Here is a 15,528-nt window from a genome sequence, read left to right on the forward strand (position 1 = left end):
AGGGACCGGGCTCTCGTCACGGTGGGCGGCCTCCTGAAGGACCGGGGAGGGTGCTCGGCGTCTAGGCTGGCGGGGTGCTGCGCACCCGCCAACCCACCCGGCTCCTGGGCCCCGACGACGTCGATGCCGCCTTGGACCTGTGCGCGCGCGACCCAGCCGCCCACGTCTTCGTCGCGAGCCGGATCCTCGACGGTGGGCTGGGGTCCGGAGCGGCCGGCGCCTTCGGGTGGTTCGAGGACGGACAACTGGCCTCTCTGGTGTGGACGGTCGCCAATGTCGTGCCCGTCGGGACGACCCCGGCCAGCTGGGGGCCGCTCGCCGCGCAGGTGCGCAAGGTCCGTCGCCGGTCGGCCTCCTTCCTCGGCCCCCGCGACGAGGTGCGCGGCCTGTGGGACGCCGTCGGCCACGACTTCCCGCCCCCCCGCGCAGTGCGCGGCGAGCAGCCGCTGCTCGCGACGGCGACACCCCCGTCTCGGCTGGGGATCCCGCTCGACCCCCGGGTCCGGCCCGCGCAGGAGCACGAGGTCGACCTCGTGCTTCCCGCCGCCGAGCACATGTTCACCCAGGAGATCGGCTACCGGCCCTACACCGGCAGCCCTGCCTTCTACCGCGACTCGATCTGGCGGCTGATCCACGCCGGACGCACCTACGTGGTCGTCGAGGGCGGACGGGTCCTCTTCAAGGCCGACGTCGGCTCCGTCGGTCTCGGGGCCTGCCAGATCCAGGGGGTCTGGCTCACGCCCGAGCTGCGCGGTCAGGGTCTGGCCGCGCCGATGATGGCGGCAGCGCTCGAGCAGTCGATGCTCGACCACGCGCCGCTCGCGACGCTCTACGTCAACGACTACAACGCGCCCGCCCTCGCGACCTACCGCCGCATCGGGATGGAGCGGGTCGGCACCTTCGCGACGATCCTGCTCTAGGCCCTCACGACGGGTCGGTCGGCTCCCAGCGCCAGCGTGACGCCGTCCGTTGCACGGGCGATGCCAGGGTGAAGGTCGTCTTGCCCGCGACGGTGGTGGCCATGGCCACGACGGTCTCGTCCAGCCGGTGACGCATCGCCTCGGGGGTGACGTCCTCCCACACCTCGTCGCCCGCGCGGAGCAGACGGGCCCGGCCCGGGGAGTACCCGGGGTTCGCCCACGCATGGCCGTCGGAGGCGCCCGCGCCGACGACCCACCGGTCGTCCACGCGGGCCGCGCTGGTGATGCCGTAGATGTCCACCGGCAGCGGCAGTGCCTCGACCTCGTCCTCGACCGTCCCGTCGGTCGAGACCCGCTGGATGCTCAGCTCATCGGGTCCGTCGTCACCGTCGGTGCGCCACAGCAGGAGGGCGCCCTCGGGGGTGTCGACTGCCCGCGCGAGATGCATCCCCTCAGGGGCCTTGCCGACCTCCTGCCAGTCGAGTCCTGCGTCGTCGGCGAAGAGGACCCGCACGCCGTCCATCCCGTCGACGACGAGGACGAAGCCGGTCCCCGTCGAGGCGAGGTCGACCGGGATGCCCGGCGCCTCGAGTTCGTCCCCCCAGCGGCAGGCGCTCGCGTCCGGGCTCACGGCGAGCCCGCGTGTGGTGTTCTTCACCCCCGACGTCGACTCCTGGTGCCAGGCGGTCACCCCCAGATCGTGGCTGTCGATGGTCGCCACCGCGACGAAGGAGTGGAGTGCGGTCTCTCCAGAGATCATCGGGTCGGGAGCTGCCGGCACCTTCGACGCCGTCGGCGCGGGCAGCGCAGCGTCGGGGTCGGACTGGCCCGCCCAGTCGCCGGACCACGACCGCAGCGTGTGGTCAACCGTGTGGGCCGACGAGGCCCCCAAGGCCACCCACGGGCCGTCTTCGCTGCCCGGCAGGGCCGCGAGATCGACGGGGCGGACCCTGCTCGTGGTGTCGACGTATGCCTCCCACCGACCTCCGGGTACCTCTCGCTGCGGCAGCAGGGCGAAGCCGCTGTCCGTGGGCGCCAACAGGAGGGTCGAGCGACCGTCGGTCCACCACTGCTGGAGCCCCCCGGGAACCTCGTCGTGGGCTTCGGTGGCGATGAGCTGCACGGTGCCGCTGCCGTCGCCCGCCTCGGTGACCATCAGCTCGTCCTGCCAGGGGCGCGCCGCGCCGAGCCACCCCGCGCCCACCCCAGGAGGCCGGCGAGGGTGGCGGCAACGACGGTGGTACGGGAGGGAGCGCGCATGCGGCGAGGGTAGCCGTGCGGGCCGGCGTCAGAGGGTGAAGACGATCTTGCCGATCTGGTCGCCCTCGATCATCTGCGCGAACCCGTCACGGGCCTGCTCGAGCGGCAGCTGGGCATGGACGAGGGGCCGGGTGCCCGTGGCGTGCAGCATCTGGACGAGGGCGTCGAGCTCGTCGCGCGTGCCCATCGTCGAGCCGATGACGCCCAGCTGGAGGAAGAAGATGTGCGTGAGCATCGCGTCGTCGACCTGCGGCCCGCTCGTCGTGCCGGCGATGACGATCCGACCGCCGGGGCGAAGGGAGCGGATCGAGTGCTGCCAGGTCGCACGACCGACCGTCTCCATGACCGCGTCGACCTTGACCGGCAGTCGCTCGCCGGAGTCGAAGACCTCGTGCGCCCCGATCTCCAGGGCCCGGGCTCGCTTGGCCTCGCTGCGGGAGGTCGCGTAGACCCGCAGGCCGGCGGCCCGGGCCAGCGCGACGAGCGCCGTCGAGACGCCACCACCGATGCCCTGGACGAGCACGCTCTCTCCGGGGCGCATCGCCCCGCGGACGAAGAGCATCCGGTAGGCGGTGAGCCACGCCGTCGGCAGGCAGGCGGCCTCGACCATGCTCAGGCCCTCCGGCTTGGGCACGAGGTTGCGCCGCGGCACGACCACGGTGTCGGCGAAGGTGCCCTGATAGCGCTCGGACAGCAGCGAGCGACGCGGGTCGGTCGTCTCGTCGGTGCCGGTGAAGCCAGGGTCCGAGATGACCGCGTGGACGACGACCTCGTTGCCCTCCTCGTCGACGCCGGCGGCGTCGCAGCCGAGGATCATCGGCAGGGCCTCCGCCTTGAGCCCCTGACCACGCAGCGACCACACGTCGTGGTGGTTGAGTGCCGCGGCCTTGACGGTGACCCGCGCCCACCCCTCCGGCGCCTGTGGCTCGGGTCGCTCGCCGACGACGAGCCCGGAGAGCGGGTCCTTGCTGTTGATGCTCTCGGCGTACACGGCGCGCATCGGTGCGCTCCCTTCGATCGGGGACGATGCGCCCTACTCTGCCACCGGGCACTAGCGTGGGCATTACGGACTGTTCCCGAACAAGGAGCTGCGCATGAGCACCATCGCCGACAACGTCATCGCCACCCTCAGGGCCAACGGGGTCACCCGCGCCTACGGCGTGCCGGGTGACTCGCTCAACGGCTTCACCGAGGCTATGCGTCGTGACGGCTCGATCGCCTGGCGTCTGGTGCGCCATGAGGAGTCCGCCGCCTTCGCCGCTGCGGCCGATGCCGAGCTCACCGGCGACCTGGCCGTCGTCCTCGGCAGCTGCGGCCCGGGCAACCTCCACCTGATCAACGGTCTCTTCGACGCACAGCGCAGCCGGGTGCCGGTGCTGGCCATCGCCGCCCAGATCCCGAGCTCCGAGATCGGCAGCGGGTACTTCCAGGAGACCCACCCGCAGGAGCTCTTCCGCGAGTGCAGCGTCTGGGCCGAGATGGTCACCGACGCCTCGCAGATGCCACGGATGCTCGAGACCGCCATGCGCGCGGCGATCCAGGAGCGCGGGGTCGCCGTGCTCGTCGTCCCCGGTGACGTCGCCCAGACCGAGGCCGCCGACGACCGGGTGACCGTCGTCGAGCGGGCCCGCGCGCGGATCGTCCCCGCCGCAGACCAGCTCGAGCGGGCCGCGGAGCTGCTCGGCGCGTCGAAGCGCACCACCCTGCTCGTCGGGGCCGGGGCAGCCGGAGCGAAGGACGACGTCCTCGCCCTCGCGGACCTGCTCGCGGCACCGGTGGTGCACACCCTTCGCTCCAAGCAGGACATCGAGGGAGACAACCCCTTCGACGTCGGCCTGACCGGCCTGCTCGGTTTCGCCTCCGGCTACCGGGCGATGGAGGAGGCCGAGACCGTGCTCATGCTCGGCACCGACTTCCCCTACCGGCAGTTCTACCCGGAGGGTGCGCGCTTCATCCAGGTCGACACGAGGGGCGAGCACCTCGGGCGGCGGGTGCCGCTCGACCTCGGGCTCGTCGGCGACGTCGGCGACACGATCCGGGCACTGCTCCCGCTCCTGCAGCGCGCGCGCGACCGCACCCACCTTGAGGACTCGGTCAAGCACTACCGCAAGACCCGCGACAAGCTCGACGAACTCGCCGAGCCACCGAAGAAGGGGCTGCTCGGGGGCCGCAAGCACCAGGCGATCCACCCCCAGTACCTCGCCCGACTGGTCGACGAGATCGCGGCCGACGACGCCGTCTTCATCCCCGACGTCGGTTCGCCGGTCGTGTACGCCGCCCGGTACCTCGAGTGCCGCGGTGACCGCCGGCTCATCGGCTCCTTCATCCACGGGTCGATGGCCAATGCCGTGCCGCAGGCCATCGGCGCGCAGCTCGCGCAGCCCGAGCGTCAGGTCGTCACGCTGAGCGGTGACGGCGGCCTGGCGATGCTCATGGGGGAGCTGCTTACCGTGCGTCAGCACGACCTGCCGATCAAGATCGTCGTGCTCAACAACTCCTCGCTCAACTTCGTCGAGCTCGAGATGAAGGCCGCCGGACTACCCGACTTCGGCACCGACCTGCACAACCCCGACTTCTCCCAGGTGGCACAGGCCTGCGGGATCAAGGGCTGGCGCGTCACCGAGGCCGCCGACCTCGAGACCAGCCTGCGCGAGGCCTTCGCCCACGACGGACCGGCGCTCGTCGACGTCGTCACCGAGCGGCAGGAGCTGACGATCCCGCCGGCGATCTCCGCCGAGCAGGTCAAGGGATTCACCCTCTACGCCCTGCGCACCGTGATGTCCGGCCGCGGCGACGAGCTGCTGGACCTGTCGCGGGCCAACCTGCGACAGATCTTCTAGGAGGAAACCGATGACCCGACCCGACCTGCCCACGACCGGCCTGGCCGCCCTCCTCGTCGGCGCGGGAGTGCTTCACATCGCGCGTCCCGAGGTCTACGAGCCGATCATCCCCGCACCACTGCGCGGGCGCGCCAGAGAGCTCGTCCTCGCCTCAGGTGTTGCCGAGATCGCCTGCGGTGCAGGGTTGCTGGTACCGGCGACCCGCCCGGCCGCCGGCTGGGCCAGCGCAGCGCTCCTGATCGGGGTGCTGCCGGCCAACGTCCAGATGAGCGTCGACCACGGCCGTCGGGCGCGGCGCAAGGGCACGCCGCAGGCGGTCGGGTTCTTCGCCGGGACGCTGGCCCGGCTGCCGCTCCAGTGGCCCCTGGTGCGCACCGCCCTGCGCGCGGCCCGCGGCGGCTGATCCGTGGGCGTGCTGGAGTGGTCGCCCACGACCGCGGACGACATCGCCTCGCTCGTCCGCCTCGGGACGGCCTGCCTCGAGCGCGACGGCGGGCTGCCCGACCTCGCCGACCCGCAGCACCTGCGCGACGGCTACCTGACCGAGCAGTCGATCTGCGGGCGGGACGAGCTCGGTGACATCGTCGCGGCGGCCGCCATCGGCATCAGTGCCGACGGCGCTCGGACGGCGACCGGCCTCATCGACCCCGCCGCCATGGGGCAGGGGCTCGGGCAGGAGATCGCCGAGTGGGTCATCGGCCACTCGGTGGGCCCGGTGCGCTTCGTCCTGGACTCGGTGAGCCCCGAGGCGGAGACCCTCTTCGCCGAGCTCGGCCTGCACCGCGGTTTCGCCGAGTCGATCATGCGGCACAGCCTGCGCTCGATCCCCTTCGTCCGCCGGCCCGAGGACATCGTCACCCTGCCCTTCACCGACGACACCTCCGAGGCCTTCCGCCACGCCTACGCGGCCTCCTTCGGCGACCAGCCCGGCTACAGCGCCGGCAGCTCCCGGGCCTGGGGCCGGTGGCTGCGCGAGCAGCGCGGCTTCCAGCCGGAGGACTCCCGGGTCGCCATGGACCGCCGCGGCCACGTCGCCGGCTTCGTCACCCTCTCGGACGGCTGGATCGAGGAGGTCGGGGTCGTCCCCGAGTGGCGCGGCCACCGGCTCGGTGCCCATCTCGTCGCCCGCTCTCTGACGGCCCTCCAGCGGGCCGGCGCCGACGAGGTCTGGCTGGCCGTGGGCTGCGACAACCCCGCCCGGTCGCTCTACGAGCGCCTTGGCTTCCGGGGCCACGGCACCCGTGCCCAGTACGAGCAGCCGACCCCGGCGAGCCAGGACTGACCGCGGTGCTCGAGACCCACGAGGCCCCATGGCGCAGCCAGGTCTCCTTCGGCCGGCGGATGCGCCACGACCTCAACGAGATGTGGGGCAACTGGCCCGTGGGGTGGAACCGTCTCGGCGTCTTCTTCGTCGCCCCCATCGGGGTGCCCCTCCTGCTCGGGCTGGCGGTCCGGCCGAGCGGCTCCGTGGGGGACCGACTCTGGACCCTCGTCCTGGCCGCCGCCCTCGGCCTCTACTGGTGCTCGATCTTCTTCCACATGCTGCGCCCCGGTCCGGTGGTGCGGGTGCTGCTCATCGGGACATACGTGCTGGCGTCCGCAGGGGCCGTGCTCGGCGGCCTCGCGCTGCTCGCCGTCGGGGTGCTGGGGCTCGCCCTCGGCGGCGGGGTCGGCCTCGAGCTGGCTCTCGTCGGGTTCGTCCTCCTCGGCGGCGGTGGGTTCATGGCCTTGTGGCTGCGCTGGGAGGTCCGCGGCGGATCGCGGTCCGCTCGGGCGCGCGCGGGTCAGGGAGGACCGCAGGACCCGTCGGCGGCGGTGGTGCTGCCGACGAGCCCGGACACCTCGCATGTGGTCCTGCGGTCGCCGACCGGAGAGGTCGGCACGACACTCCTCGGGCCGATGCAGGCGGCCACCCCCGTCACCACCGCAGCAGGAGGCGTCGTGCACTCGCGGGCCGCCGTCTTGCTCGGCGACCCCGGGGGCCGCCTCGTCGTGCCGGCCGACGTCGCCACCCGGCCCGGGCACGTCCTCGTCACCGAGGTCCTCCGAGGCGGGCAGGTGCACTTCCTCGTGCCGCAGTCCGTGCCGCCCCTTGCGATGATGTGGCGGCACGCCCAGCCCGTACCTCCGCAGGAGCACTCGTGACCGAGACCACCGAGACCGACCTCGTCGTGCCCGACGCCGTGGTCGATGCCGTCCGCGGCGCCCGCCGCGTCCTCGTCCTCTCCGGTGCGGGGATGAGCGCGGAGTCGGGCGTGCCGACCTTCCGCGACGCGCAGACCGGGTTGTGGGAGGAGTTCGACGCCAGCGAGCTGGCGACGGCCGAGGCCTTCCGGCTGGACCCTCCCTTCGTCTGGGCCTGGTACGCCTGGCGGATGCAGCTCGTCCGCGGCGTCGAACCCAACCCCGGGCACCGGGCGCTCGCCGAGCTCGCCGGCCGGCGCGAGGTGACCATCGCGACGCAAAATGTCGACGACCTGCACGAGCGGGCCGGCTCGACCGTCGCCGCCCACCTGCACGGGTCGCTCTTCGAGCTGCGGTGCAGCGACTGTGACACCCCGTACACAGGCGACGTGGACCTGCCGACCGAGCCGACGGAGCGCATCGACCCGCCGACCTGCCCCGAGTGCGAAGGGGACGTGCGTCCCGGTGTCGTGTGGTTCGGCGAGGTCCTGCCGGACGACGCGGTCGCCGCGACCGAGGCGGCCATCGACGCCCTCGAGCCGGGTGACGTCGCGCTCGTCATCGGCACCTCCGGCATCGTCTACCCCGCAGCCGGCTACCCGGCGATGGCGCGGGCCGAGGGAGCCACGGTCATCGAGGTCAACCCCGGCGAGACCGAGATCTCGGACATGTGCCACCTCGTCGTGCGGGGCACCGCCGCGCACGTGCTGCCGCAGCTGGTGGCCGCCGCCCGGTAGAAGCCGGTCGGGTGCGCCCGTCGCTGCCGGCGGTCACCTCCCCACGTGGGCCGCCGGCTCCGGCGAGGGGTCCGGCAGCGCCTCAGGCCGGCGGGGGCGTGAGGCCCACAGGACCCCGCCGACGACCAGGGCGCCTCCGACGAGCTCGAGGGGGGCGGGCACCTCGTCGAGGAGGAGCCACGCGAGGGCCAGGCCGGTCACCGGCACGAGCATGGAGAAGGGGGCGACCGTCCCCGACGGGTGGCGGGCCATGAGCCAGGTCCAGATGCCCAAGCCCACGAGCGTCGCGAGGACGGTCGTGTAGGCCAGGCCCAGCCAGGCGGGGATCGCCGCGGTGGAGAGCGAGTCGGCCAGGGCCGTGCCGATGCGCTCCGGCCCCTCGACGAGCAGCGACAGGGTGAGCATGGGGACCGGCGGGATCACCGTCATCCACAGGGTCAGGTGCAACGGCCGCGGCGCCACGGCCAGGCGGGAGGCGAGGTTGCCGAAGGCCCACCCGAGCCCGCCCATGAGGGTGAGGACGAAGGGGAGGAGCCCCGCCTCCGCGTCGAGCCGCTGGCTGCCGACGACCGCCATCCCGAGCGCGGCGACCGCGACGCCGGCCGCGGCCCGGGTGCCGAGGCGCTCGCCGAGGAGTACGGCCCCGAGGACGACGGTGAAGGGAGCCGAGCTCTGCAGCACGAGGGAGGCCAGACCGGCCGGCATGCCGACGTCCATGGCGAGGTAGAGGAAGGCGAACTGGAGGATGCCGAAGCCGACGCCGTAACCGACGAGCCACCGCGTGGGCACGTCGGGGCGGGGCACGAGCAGGAGCGTCGGGATCGCCATGAGCGTGAAGCGCAGGGCGGAGCAGAGGAAGGGTGGGAAGATCTCGAGGGAGGCGTGGATGGCGATGAAGTTGGCGCCCCAGAGGACGGCGACGACGACGGCGAGCAGGCGGTGGCGGATCGGCACCCGTCGATCGTCGGCGACCAGATCGTGCAGGACAAGCAAATCATCGTGACTGCTCCCTTTAGGGTTGCTACATGGACATCCGGCACCTCGAGCTGCTCCGCGACCTGCGCGAGCGGGGGAGCCTCGCGGCCGTCGCGGCGGCCACGCACCGCACCCCGTCGGCCCTCTCGCAGCAGCTGCGCACCGCCCAGCGGGCCGCCGGCACGCCACTCGTCGAGGCGCGCGGCCGGGGGCTGCGCCTCACGGAGGCCGGCGAGCTGCTCGCCGACGGCGCGGACGAGGTCGGCGCCGCGCTGACCCGGGTCGCGGCCCGCCTCGAGGAGCACCGGGGTGACCCGGTGGGCACGGTCCGGGTCGCCGGCCTGCCGAGCGGCCTGACGGCGCTGCTGCCCGGTGCGCTGACGTCGCTCGCCGGCAGCCGTGTGTCGGTGGAGATCGACGACCTCGACCTCGCGGAGACCGACTACGCCCGGGCCGCGGCCGATGCCGACATCGTCATCGCGCACTCCCTGACGAGCGAGGTGCCCGTCGGAGGTGAGCGGCTGAGCAGCACCGTCCTCGTCCGCGAGCCGCTCGACGTCGCCGTCCCGCCCGACCACCCCCTCGCCCGGCGCTCGTCGCTGCACCCCGGCGACGTCGTCGACGAGGCGTGGATCAGTGTGCCGGAGGGCTACCCCTTCGACACGGTGCTGCAGCGCATCGAGGCCGAGTGCGGTCGAGCCCTGCGGCGGCGCCTGCGCGTGCGGGACAACCAGCTCGTCGCCGCCCTCGTCGCGACCGGCGAGGGCCTGGCCCTGCTGCCGCGCTACACGACCCGCACGGCAGACGAGTTCGCGCTCGTCCCGCTCGTCGACGTGCCCGCGGCACGGTGGATCGTCGCGCTCTCACGACCCGACCGTGCCGAGCGGGTCGCGGTCCGCCTGGTCACCGCACGCCTGCGCGCTGCCGGGGCGGCCCTCACGGGCGAGCGGATACCCTGAGCGGGCACACCCCCTTCGCCTCACCAGGAGCACCGTCCGTGGTCACTCGCATGTCGTCCTTCTTCCTCCGCACCCTCCGCGAGGACCCCGCGGACGCGGAGCTGCCGGGCCACAAGCTCCTCGTGCGGGCGGGCTACGTCCGCCGCGCCGCCCCCGGCGTCTACACGTGGCTGCCGCTCGGGCTGAAGGTGCTGCGCAAGGTCGAGGCGATCGTCCGCGAGGAGATGGAGGCGATCGGCGGCCAGGAGCTGTCCTTCCCCGCGCTGCTGCCCAAGGAGCCCTACGAGGCGACCAACCGGTGGACCGAGTACGGCGACAACCTCTTCCGCCTCACCGACCGCAAGGACGCGCAGATGCTCCTCGGGCCGACGCACGAGGAGATGTTCTGCCTCGCGGTCAAGGACATGTACACGTCGTACAAGGACCTGCCGCTCACCCTCTTCCAGATCCAGACCAAGTACCGCGACGAGGCCCGCCCGCGCGCTGGTGTGCTGCGCGGTCGTGAGTTCGTCATGAAGGACTCCTACTCCTTCGACATCGACGAGGCCGGCCTGCAGAAGGCCTACGACGCGCACCGTGACGCCTACATCAAGATCTTCGACCGGCTCGGCTTCGAGTACGTCATCGTCCACGCCGACTCCGGCGCGATGGGCGGCAGCGCGAGCGAGGAGTTCCTCGCCGTCAGCCCCAACGGCGAGGACACCTTCGTGCGCGACGCCTCCGGCTACGCGGCCAACGTCGAGGCCGTCGAGCTGCCGCAGGCCCCGGCGGTCGAGGTGACCGCCGGACCCGCGCACGTCGAGGACACCCCCGACACCCCGACGATCGAGACCCTCGTCGCGGCCCTCAACGCCCACCACCCGCGCACCGACGGGCGGGAGTGGACCGGTGCCGACACGCTGAAGAACGTCCTCGTCACCCTTGTCCACCCCGCCGACGAGGAGCACGACGAGCCGTGGCGCGAGCCCCTGGCCATCGGTGTGCCCGGCGACCGCGAGGTCGACGCCAAGCGCCTCGAGGCGCAGGTCTCGCCCGCGGAGGTCGAGGACTTCGGCGAGGCCGACTTCGCCGCCCATCCGATGCTCGCCAAGGGCTACATCGGCCCGGGTGTCCTCGGCTCCGAGCGCTCGAGCGGCATCAGGTACCTGCTCGACCCGAGCATCGCCGAGGGCAGCGCGTGGGTCACCGGCGCCGACGAGCACGGCAAGCACGTCATCGACCTCGTCCACGGCCGGGACTTCACCGCCGACGGCACGATCCAGGCCGCCGAGATCCGTGAGGGCGACCCGAGCCCGACCGGCTCCGGCACCCTGACCCTCGCGCGCGGCGTCGAGATGGGCCACATCTTCCAGCTCGGCACCAAGTACGCCGAGGCGCTGGGCCTGAAGGTCCTCGACGAGAACGGCAAGCTCGTCACCGTGACGATGGGCTCCTACGGCGTCGGCGTGACCCGTGCGGTCGGTGTCGTCGCCGAGGACAACCACGACGAGCTGGGCCTGGTGTGGCCCCGCGAGCTCGCTCCCTTCGACGTGCACGTCGTGGCCGCGGGCAAGAGTGACGAGATCTTCACGGCGGCCGGTGACCTGTCGGCCCAGCTCGAGGCGCAGGGTGTCACCGTGCTCTACGACGACCGCACCGGCAAGGTGAGCCCGGGCGTGAAGTTCAAGGACGCCGAGCTCGTCGGCGTCCCGACGATCCTCGTCGTCGGCAAGGGCCTGGCCGACGGGGTCGTCGAGATCAAGGACCGCCGCAGCGGTGATCGTCGCGAGGTGCCCGTGGCTGAGGCCGTCGCGGCCGTGCTCGCAGAGGTGAGGGGCACGGCCTCGTGAGCGTCGACGAGATGCGCCACCCGCTGACGGTCCACGAGCGGCCGGCCGCGGGCCCGGTCGAGGCGGTGATCTTCGACTGGGGCGGCACGCTCACCCCGTGGCACACGATCGATCTCGGCCAGCAGTGGCGGGTCTTCGCCCGGGAGGTCCACGGCATCCCGATCGAGTCCGACGAGGTGCCGCAGGCGGACCTGGACCGCGCGCAGGAGCTCGCCGAGCGGATCCACGCCGTCGAGGCCCATGCGTGGCGCCAGGTCCGCGACGAGCAGCGCGGCGCCCATCTGGACGACATCCTCGCCGAGGCCGGCATCGACCCGCGCGAGGACCGGCACCACGTCGCGCTCGCGGCCTATCGCCGCTTCTGGGAGCCGCACACCCACACCGACCCGCAGGTGCGGCCGCTCTGGGAGGGGTTGCGCGCGAGGGGCCTCAAGGTCGGGGTGCTGTCCAACACCATCTGGAGCGGTGAGTACCACCGCGAGATCTTCGCGCGTGACGGAGTGCTCGACCTCGTCGACGGGGACGTGTACTCGTCGGAGATCAAGGTCGTCAAGCCGCACCGGGAGGCCTTCGAGGCGGCGGCCGCGGCCGTCGGTGTGCCCGTCTCCCACGCCGTCTACGTCGGCGACCGGCTCTTCGAGGACGTGCTCGGGTCGCAGGAGGTCGGCATGCGGGCGGTCTGGGTGCCGCACAGCGACATCCCGGCCGACCAGCAGGTGACCGTCGACGTCGAGCCCGACGGCGTCGCGCACGAGCTGCTCGACGTGCTCGACATCGTCGACGCCTGGCTCTAGGCGAGGCGGCTGACGACGAGCCAGGTCGCGCCGGCGAGCACGAGGGCGAAGCTTGCCACCCACAGCAGGGCCGGCACACCCGTGACCCGGGCGAGCGCGCCCGGGTCGCTGGCCGGCTCGGGCCGGGGCAGCAGCGTCGCCAGGTGGCGCCAGGCGCCGATGAGCAGGAGGACCCCGACCCCGACGAGGACCTGCTGCTGCAGCGCGTCGTCGCGCCACCACCACAGGGCGCCCGTCGCCGCCGTCACCGTGAGGACCACGAGGCCGGTGAGGGCCGATCGCACCCGCGTCAGGGCAGCCAGCAGCCCGGCGAGCACGACGGAGAGTGCAGGGGCGGACCACCCGACGGTGGCGAGCAGGACCACTGCCGCACCGACGACCCCGGGTGCGGGGTAGCCCGCCCAGGTCGTGGCGACCACACCGGCGCCCCGGGCCGGGCCGACGGTCACCGCGTGGCCGGACATGTCGGAGCGCAGGACGAAGCCCGTGAAGCGTCGCCCGCACGCCATGCCCACGAGGGCGTGCCCGAGCTCGTGGACGAGCGTGACGCCCAGGCGCAGGGTGCGCCAGGCCGGCCACCAGGTCGCGGCGATGCAGCCCACCGCGAGGACGGCGACGAGCACCCAGCCCTCGAGGTCGGGGGCGGGACCCGCGGGGGAGAGTCGGTCGATGAGCTGCTGCACGGGGGAGACGCTAGGTGCGCAACCTGTGCGTGGGAGGGTGAGCGCATGACGCACGTGCTGATCCTCGGTGGGACCGCCGAGGCCAGGGATCTGGCCGCCCACCTCGAGGCGAAGGGAGTCCCTCTCACATCCTCGCTCGCGGGCCGTGTCTCCCGCCCCCGACTGCCCGTCGGACAGGTCCGCATCGGCGGCTTCGGGGGCGTCGGAGGACTCCGGTCGTGGCTGCAGGAGCACGACGTGACGGCGGTGGTCGACGCCACCCACCCTTTCGCGACGACGATGGGCGACCATGCGGCACAGGCCTGCTCGTCACTCGGCCTGCCTCTGCTCCGGCTCGCGCGACCGGGCTGGCGTCGGCACCCGGATGCCGGGTCGTGGACCTGGGTGGACTCGCACGAGGCGGCACGGGCGGCCGCGGACGAGGTGGGGGGGACCCCCTTCGTCACGACGGGTCGGCAGACGTTGCACCACCACGTCGACGCCTGGCGTGAGCGGCCGGTGCTCGTCCGGCTCGTGGAGCCGCCCGAGTCGCCGCTGCCGGCGGCGTGGACGGTGCTGCGCTCGCGCGGGCCCTTCGCCGTCGCCGACGAGGAGGCGATCATGCGCACCCACGACGTCTCCGTGCTGCTGACCAAGGACTCCGGCGGGCGCTACACCGAGGCCAAGCTCGACGCCGCGCGCACGCTCGGCGTCCCCGTCGTCGTCGTGGCCCGACCCACGCGTGCTCCGGGCGTCGCCGAGGCGGCGGATGCCGCAGCAGCGGCGACCTGGGTGGAGTCGCTCGGCTCGCTCCGCCCCTGACGCGCGCCCCAGACGCGCTCAGGGGCGGAGCGCGCGGGCGACCAGGCGACCGGCGAGGGCGCCGGCGAGCGCGACGGTCCCGACCCGACGGGCCAGGGTGATAGCACGTGGGAGGTCGGGGACCGTGGGTGCTGGTCCCGACCCCATGACGACCCGGTCCTCGGCACCGCTCGCGTAGACCGTCCGACCGCCGAGGCGGATACCCAGGGCGGCGGCGAAGCCTGCCTCGACCGGTCCCGCGTTGGGGCTGGGGTGGGCCCGGCCGTCGCGGGCGGCGGTGCGCAGCACCTCAACGGCACGGAGGGGGACCGCCGCCGCGGTCGCCAGCACGGTCGCCCGTGCGGGCACCCAGCCCAAGAGGTCGTCGAGTCGCGCTGCGGCCCAACCAAATCGGGCATAGCGCGAGGTGCGGTGCCCGTGCATCGCATCGAGGGTGTTGGCCGCGCGGTGCAGCACGATCCCGAGCGGGCCGAGGGCGGCGCCCCACACGAGTGTGCCGACGACGGCGTCGGAGGTGTTTTCGGCGATCGACTCGACGGCGGCCCGGGCCACCTCGTCGGCCTCGAGGTCGTCGGTGACGCGACCGACGAGGTGCCGCACCCGGGTCCGGGCGCCGGTCAGGTCGTCGGCGGCGAGCAGGTCGTGGACGGCGCGGCCTTCGCGCCCGAGGCTCGTGCCGCCCAAGGCTGTCCAGGTGAGTGTCGCGGTGGCGAGGGTGGACGAGGGGCCGGTGAGCCGGCCCGCAGCCACCCCGAGGGCCACGACGGGGGCGAGGGCGAGGGCCTCGGTGGCGATGCCCGCGGCCCGGCTGTCGCGGTGGGTGCGGGCCTCGACCCACCCGGCCCACGTGCCAAAGAGGGCGACCGGATGCCCGCGGCGAGGGTCGCCGAGCGCAAGGTCGGCCACCCAGCCGAAGGCCAGCCCGAGGCTGACGGCGTCGACGCGGGAAGCGTGGGTCATGCCGGCTCCTTGATCGTCAGCACCTGCCCGGAGACGACGAGGTCGACCCGGTCGGAGGCGCTCGCGATGCGTTGGTTGAGCCAGCCGAGCCGGTCGGCGAAGATCCTCCCGGACCGGTGCTCCGACACCAGTCCCCAGCCGACCTCGTTGGTCACCCCGACGATGAAGGGGGTTGCGCGCCAGGCCTCCTCGAGAGCGGAGACCCGCTGCTCGAGATCCGGTGCCCAGTCGGTCTCGGGGGCCGCCCACGCACCGATCTCGTCGAGCTGCGCGGTCAGCCAGGTGCCGAGGCAGTCGAGGAGCACCGGGCCCGACGCCGCCCGCATACCGGCGGCGGCGTCGGTGCTCTCGAGCGTCAGCCAGGTGTCGGGTCGCCGCGCTCGGTGGGCGGCCACGCGCGCGGCCCAGTCGGCGTCGTCGCGCTGGGGCCCGGCTGCCAGGTAGGTGACCGGGTCCACGCGTGGGTCCCATGTCCCGCGGGGGCGGCCGTCCTCGATCGTCTCGAGGGGAGAGCCCGGCAGGAGCAGGGACTCTGCGTGCCGGGACTTGCCGGACCGGATGCCGCCGGTGACGAGGACGCGCATCG

Annotated in this window: 16 protein-coding genes; 10 read left to right on the forward strand and 6 right to left on the reverse strand. The window is 73.3% G+C overall.

Features of this window, described 5'->3' with window-relative positions; genetic code table 11:
- Window positions 1-74: 74 nt before the first annotated feature.
- On the forward strand, window positions 75-920 hold the full coding sequence (locus CWN80_RS02290) for a GNAT family N-acetyltransferase (protein ID WP_128276817.1): 846 nt from the start codon (window positions 75-77) through the stop codon (window positions 918-920).
- Between the two features lie 4 nt (window positions 921-924).
- Here the strand turns inward: CWN80_RS02290 and CWN80_RS02295 are convergent, their stop codons facing one another.
- Both CWN80_RS02295 and CWN80_RS02300 read right to left on the reverse strand, forming a co-directional pair.
- Complete coding sequence (locus tag CWN80_RS02295) at window positions 925-2,076, reverse strand: hypothetical protein (protein WP_128276818.1); 1,152 nt, start codon at window positions 2,074-2,076, stop codon at window positions 925-927.
- 132 nt (window positions 2,077-2,208) lie between these two features.
- Window positions 2,209-3,180 (reverse strand): zinc-binding dehydrogenase, encoded by a 972-nt coding sequence (locus CWN80_RS02300; protein ID WP_007928493.1) that lies wholly within the window; start codon window positions 3,178-3,180, stop codon window positions 2,209-2,211.
- A 94-nt stretch (window positions 3,181-3,274) separates the two neighbouring features.
- Here CWN80_RS02300 and poxB point away from each other — a divergent pair, with 94 nt between their 5' ends.
- Genes poxB through CWN80_RS15730 form a run of 5 tightly spaced genes read left to right on the forward strand, consistent with a single transcriptional unit; the run spans window position 3,275 to window position 7,941 of the window.
- Window positions 3,275-5,020 (forward strand): ubiquinone-dependent pyruvate dehydrogenase, encoded by a 1,746-nt coding sequence (gene poxB, locus CWN80_RS02305; protein ID WP_007928491.1) that lies wholly within the window; start codon window positions 3,275-3,277, stop codon window positions 5,018-5,020.
- Window positions 5,021-5,030: 10 nt separating this feature from the next.
- Entirely contained in the window at window positions 5,031-5,423 is a 393-nt protein-coding gene (locus tag CWN80_RS02310; RefSeq protein ID WP_007928489.1) for a DoxX family protein, read from the forward strand.
- A 3-nt stretch (window positions 5,424-5,426) separates the two neighbouring features.
- Entirely contained in the window at window positions 5,427-6,302 is an 876-nt protein-coding gene (locus CWN80_RS02315; protein ID WP_007928487.1) for a GNAT family N-acetyltransferase, read from the forward strand.
- A gap of 5 nt (window positions 6,303-6,307) precedes the next feature.
- On the forward strand, window positions 6,308-7,165 hold the full coding sequence (locus CWN80_RS15725) for a hypothetical protein (protein WP_007928485.1): 858 nt from the start codon (window positions 6,308-6,310) through the stop codon (window positions 7,163-7,165).
- The gene (locus CWN80_RS15730) at window positions 7,162-7,941 is read left to right on the forward strand and encodes an SIR2 family NAD-dependent protein deacylase (RefSeq protein WP_007928481.1); all 780 of its coding nucleotides are present in this window, start codon (window positions 7,162-7,164) and stop codon (window positions 7,939-7,941) included. The genes CWN80_RS15725 and CWN80_RS15730 overlap by 4 nt, the downstream gene beginning before the upstream one ends.
- A 33-nt stretch (window positions 7,942-7,974) precedes the next feature.
- On the opposite strand, the gene CWN80_RS02330 is transcribed toward CWN80_RS15730, so the two are convergent.
- Window positions 7,975-8,895, reverse strand: coding sequence for an EamA family transporter (locus CWN80_RS02330; RefSeq protein ID WP_128276819.1), 921 nt, complete (start codon window positions 8,893-8,895; stop codon window positions 7,975-7,977).
- A 71-nt stretch (window positions 8,896-8,966) separates the two neighbouring features.
- Between CWN80_RS02330 and CWN80_RS02335 the strand changes: the two genes are divergently transcribed.
- From CWN80_RS02335 to CWN80_RS02345, 3 genes are read left to right on the forward strand one after another with little or no spacing between them, the layout of a single operon-like run.
- The gene (locus CWN80_RS02335) at window positions 8,967-9,875 is read left to right on the forward strand and encodes a LysR family transcriptional regulator (RefSeq protein ID WP_128276820.1); all 909 of its coding nucleotides are present in this window, start codon (window positions 8,967-8,969) and stop codon (window positions 9,873-9,875) included.
- 50 nt (window positions 9,876-9,925) lie between these two features.
- Entirely contained in the window at window positions 9,926-11,704 is a 1,779-nt protein-coding gene (locus CWN80_RS02340; protein WP_192899832.1) for a proline--tRNA ligase, read from the forward strand.
- Window positions 11,701-12,498, forward strand: a complete 798-nt coding sequence (locus CWN80_RS02345; RefSeq protein WP_007929449.1) for an HAD family hydrolase — start codon at window positions 11,701-11,703, stop codon at window positions 12,496-12,498. Before CWN80_RS02340 ends, CWN80_RS02345 begins: the two co-directional genes overlap by 4 nt.
- On the opposite strand, the gene CWN80_RS02350 is transcribed toward CWN80_RS02345, so the two are convergent.
- Complete coding sequence (locus CWN80_RS02350) at window positions 12,495-13,181, reverse strand: M50 family metallopeptidase (RefSeq protein ID WP_128276822.1); 687 nt, start codon at window positions 13,179-13,181, stop codon at window positions 12,495-12,497. The two genes, CWN80_RS02345 and CWN80_RS02350, sit on opposite strands and share 4 nt — an antisense overlap.
- A gap of 45 nt (window positions 13,182-13,226) precedes the next feature.
- Between CWN80_RS02350 and CWN80_RS02355 the strand changes: the two genes are divergently transcribed.
- On the forward strand, window positions 13,227-13,982 hold the full coding sequence (locus CWN80_RS02355; RefSeq protein WP_128276823.1) for a cobalt-precorrin-6A reductase: 756 nt from the start codon (window positions 13,227-13,229) through the stop codon (window positions 13,980-13,982).
- Between the two features lie 18 nt (window positions 13,983-14,000).
- Here the strand turns inward: CWN80_RS02355 and CWN80_RS02360 are convergent, their stop codons facing one another.
- Together CWN80_RS02360 and CWN80_RS02365 are read right to left on the reverse strand one after the other, a co-directional pair.
- Window positions 14,001-14,942, reverse strand: a complete 942-nt coding sequence (locus CWN80_RS02360; RefSeq protein ID WP_128276824.1) for a cobalamin biosynthesis protein CobD/CbiB — start codon at window positions 14,940-14,942, stop codon at window positions 14,001-14,003.
- Window positions 14,939-15,526 (reverse strand): bifunctional adenosylcobinamide kinase/adenosylcobinamide-phosphate guanylyltransferase, encoded by a 588-nt coding sequence (locus CWN80_RS02365; protein ID WP_040881706.1) that lies wholly within the window; start codon window positions 15,524-15,526, stop codon window positions 14,939-14,941. The genes CWN80_RS02360 and CWN80_RS02365 overlap by 4 nt, the downstream gene beginning before the upstream one ends.
- Window positions 15,527-15,528: the final 2 nt, after the last annotated feature.

This window comes from Janibacter hoylei PVAS-1, assembly GCF_004025845.1.
Lineage (GTDB): Bacteria > Actinomycetota > Actinomycetes > Actinomycetales > Dermatophilaceae > Janibacter > Janibacter hoylei.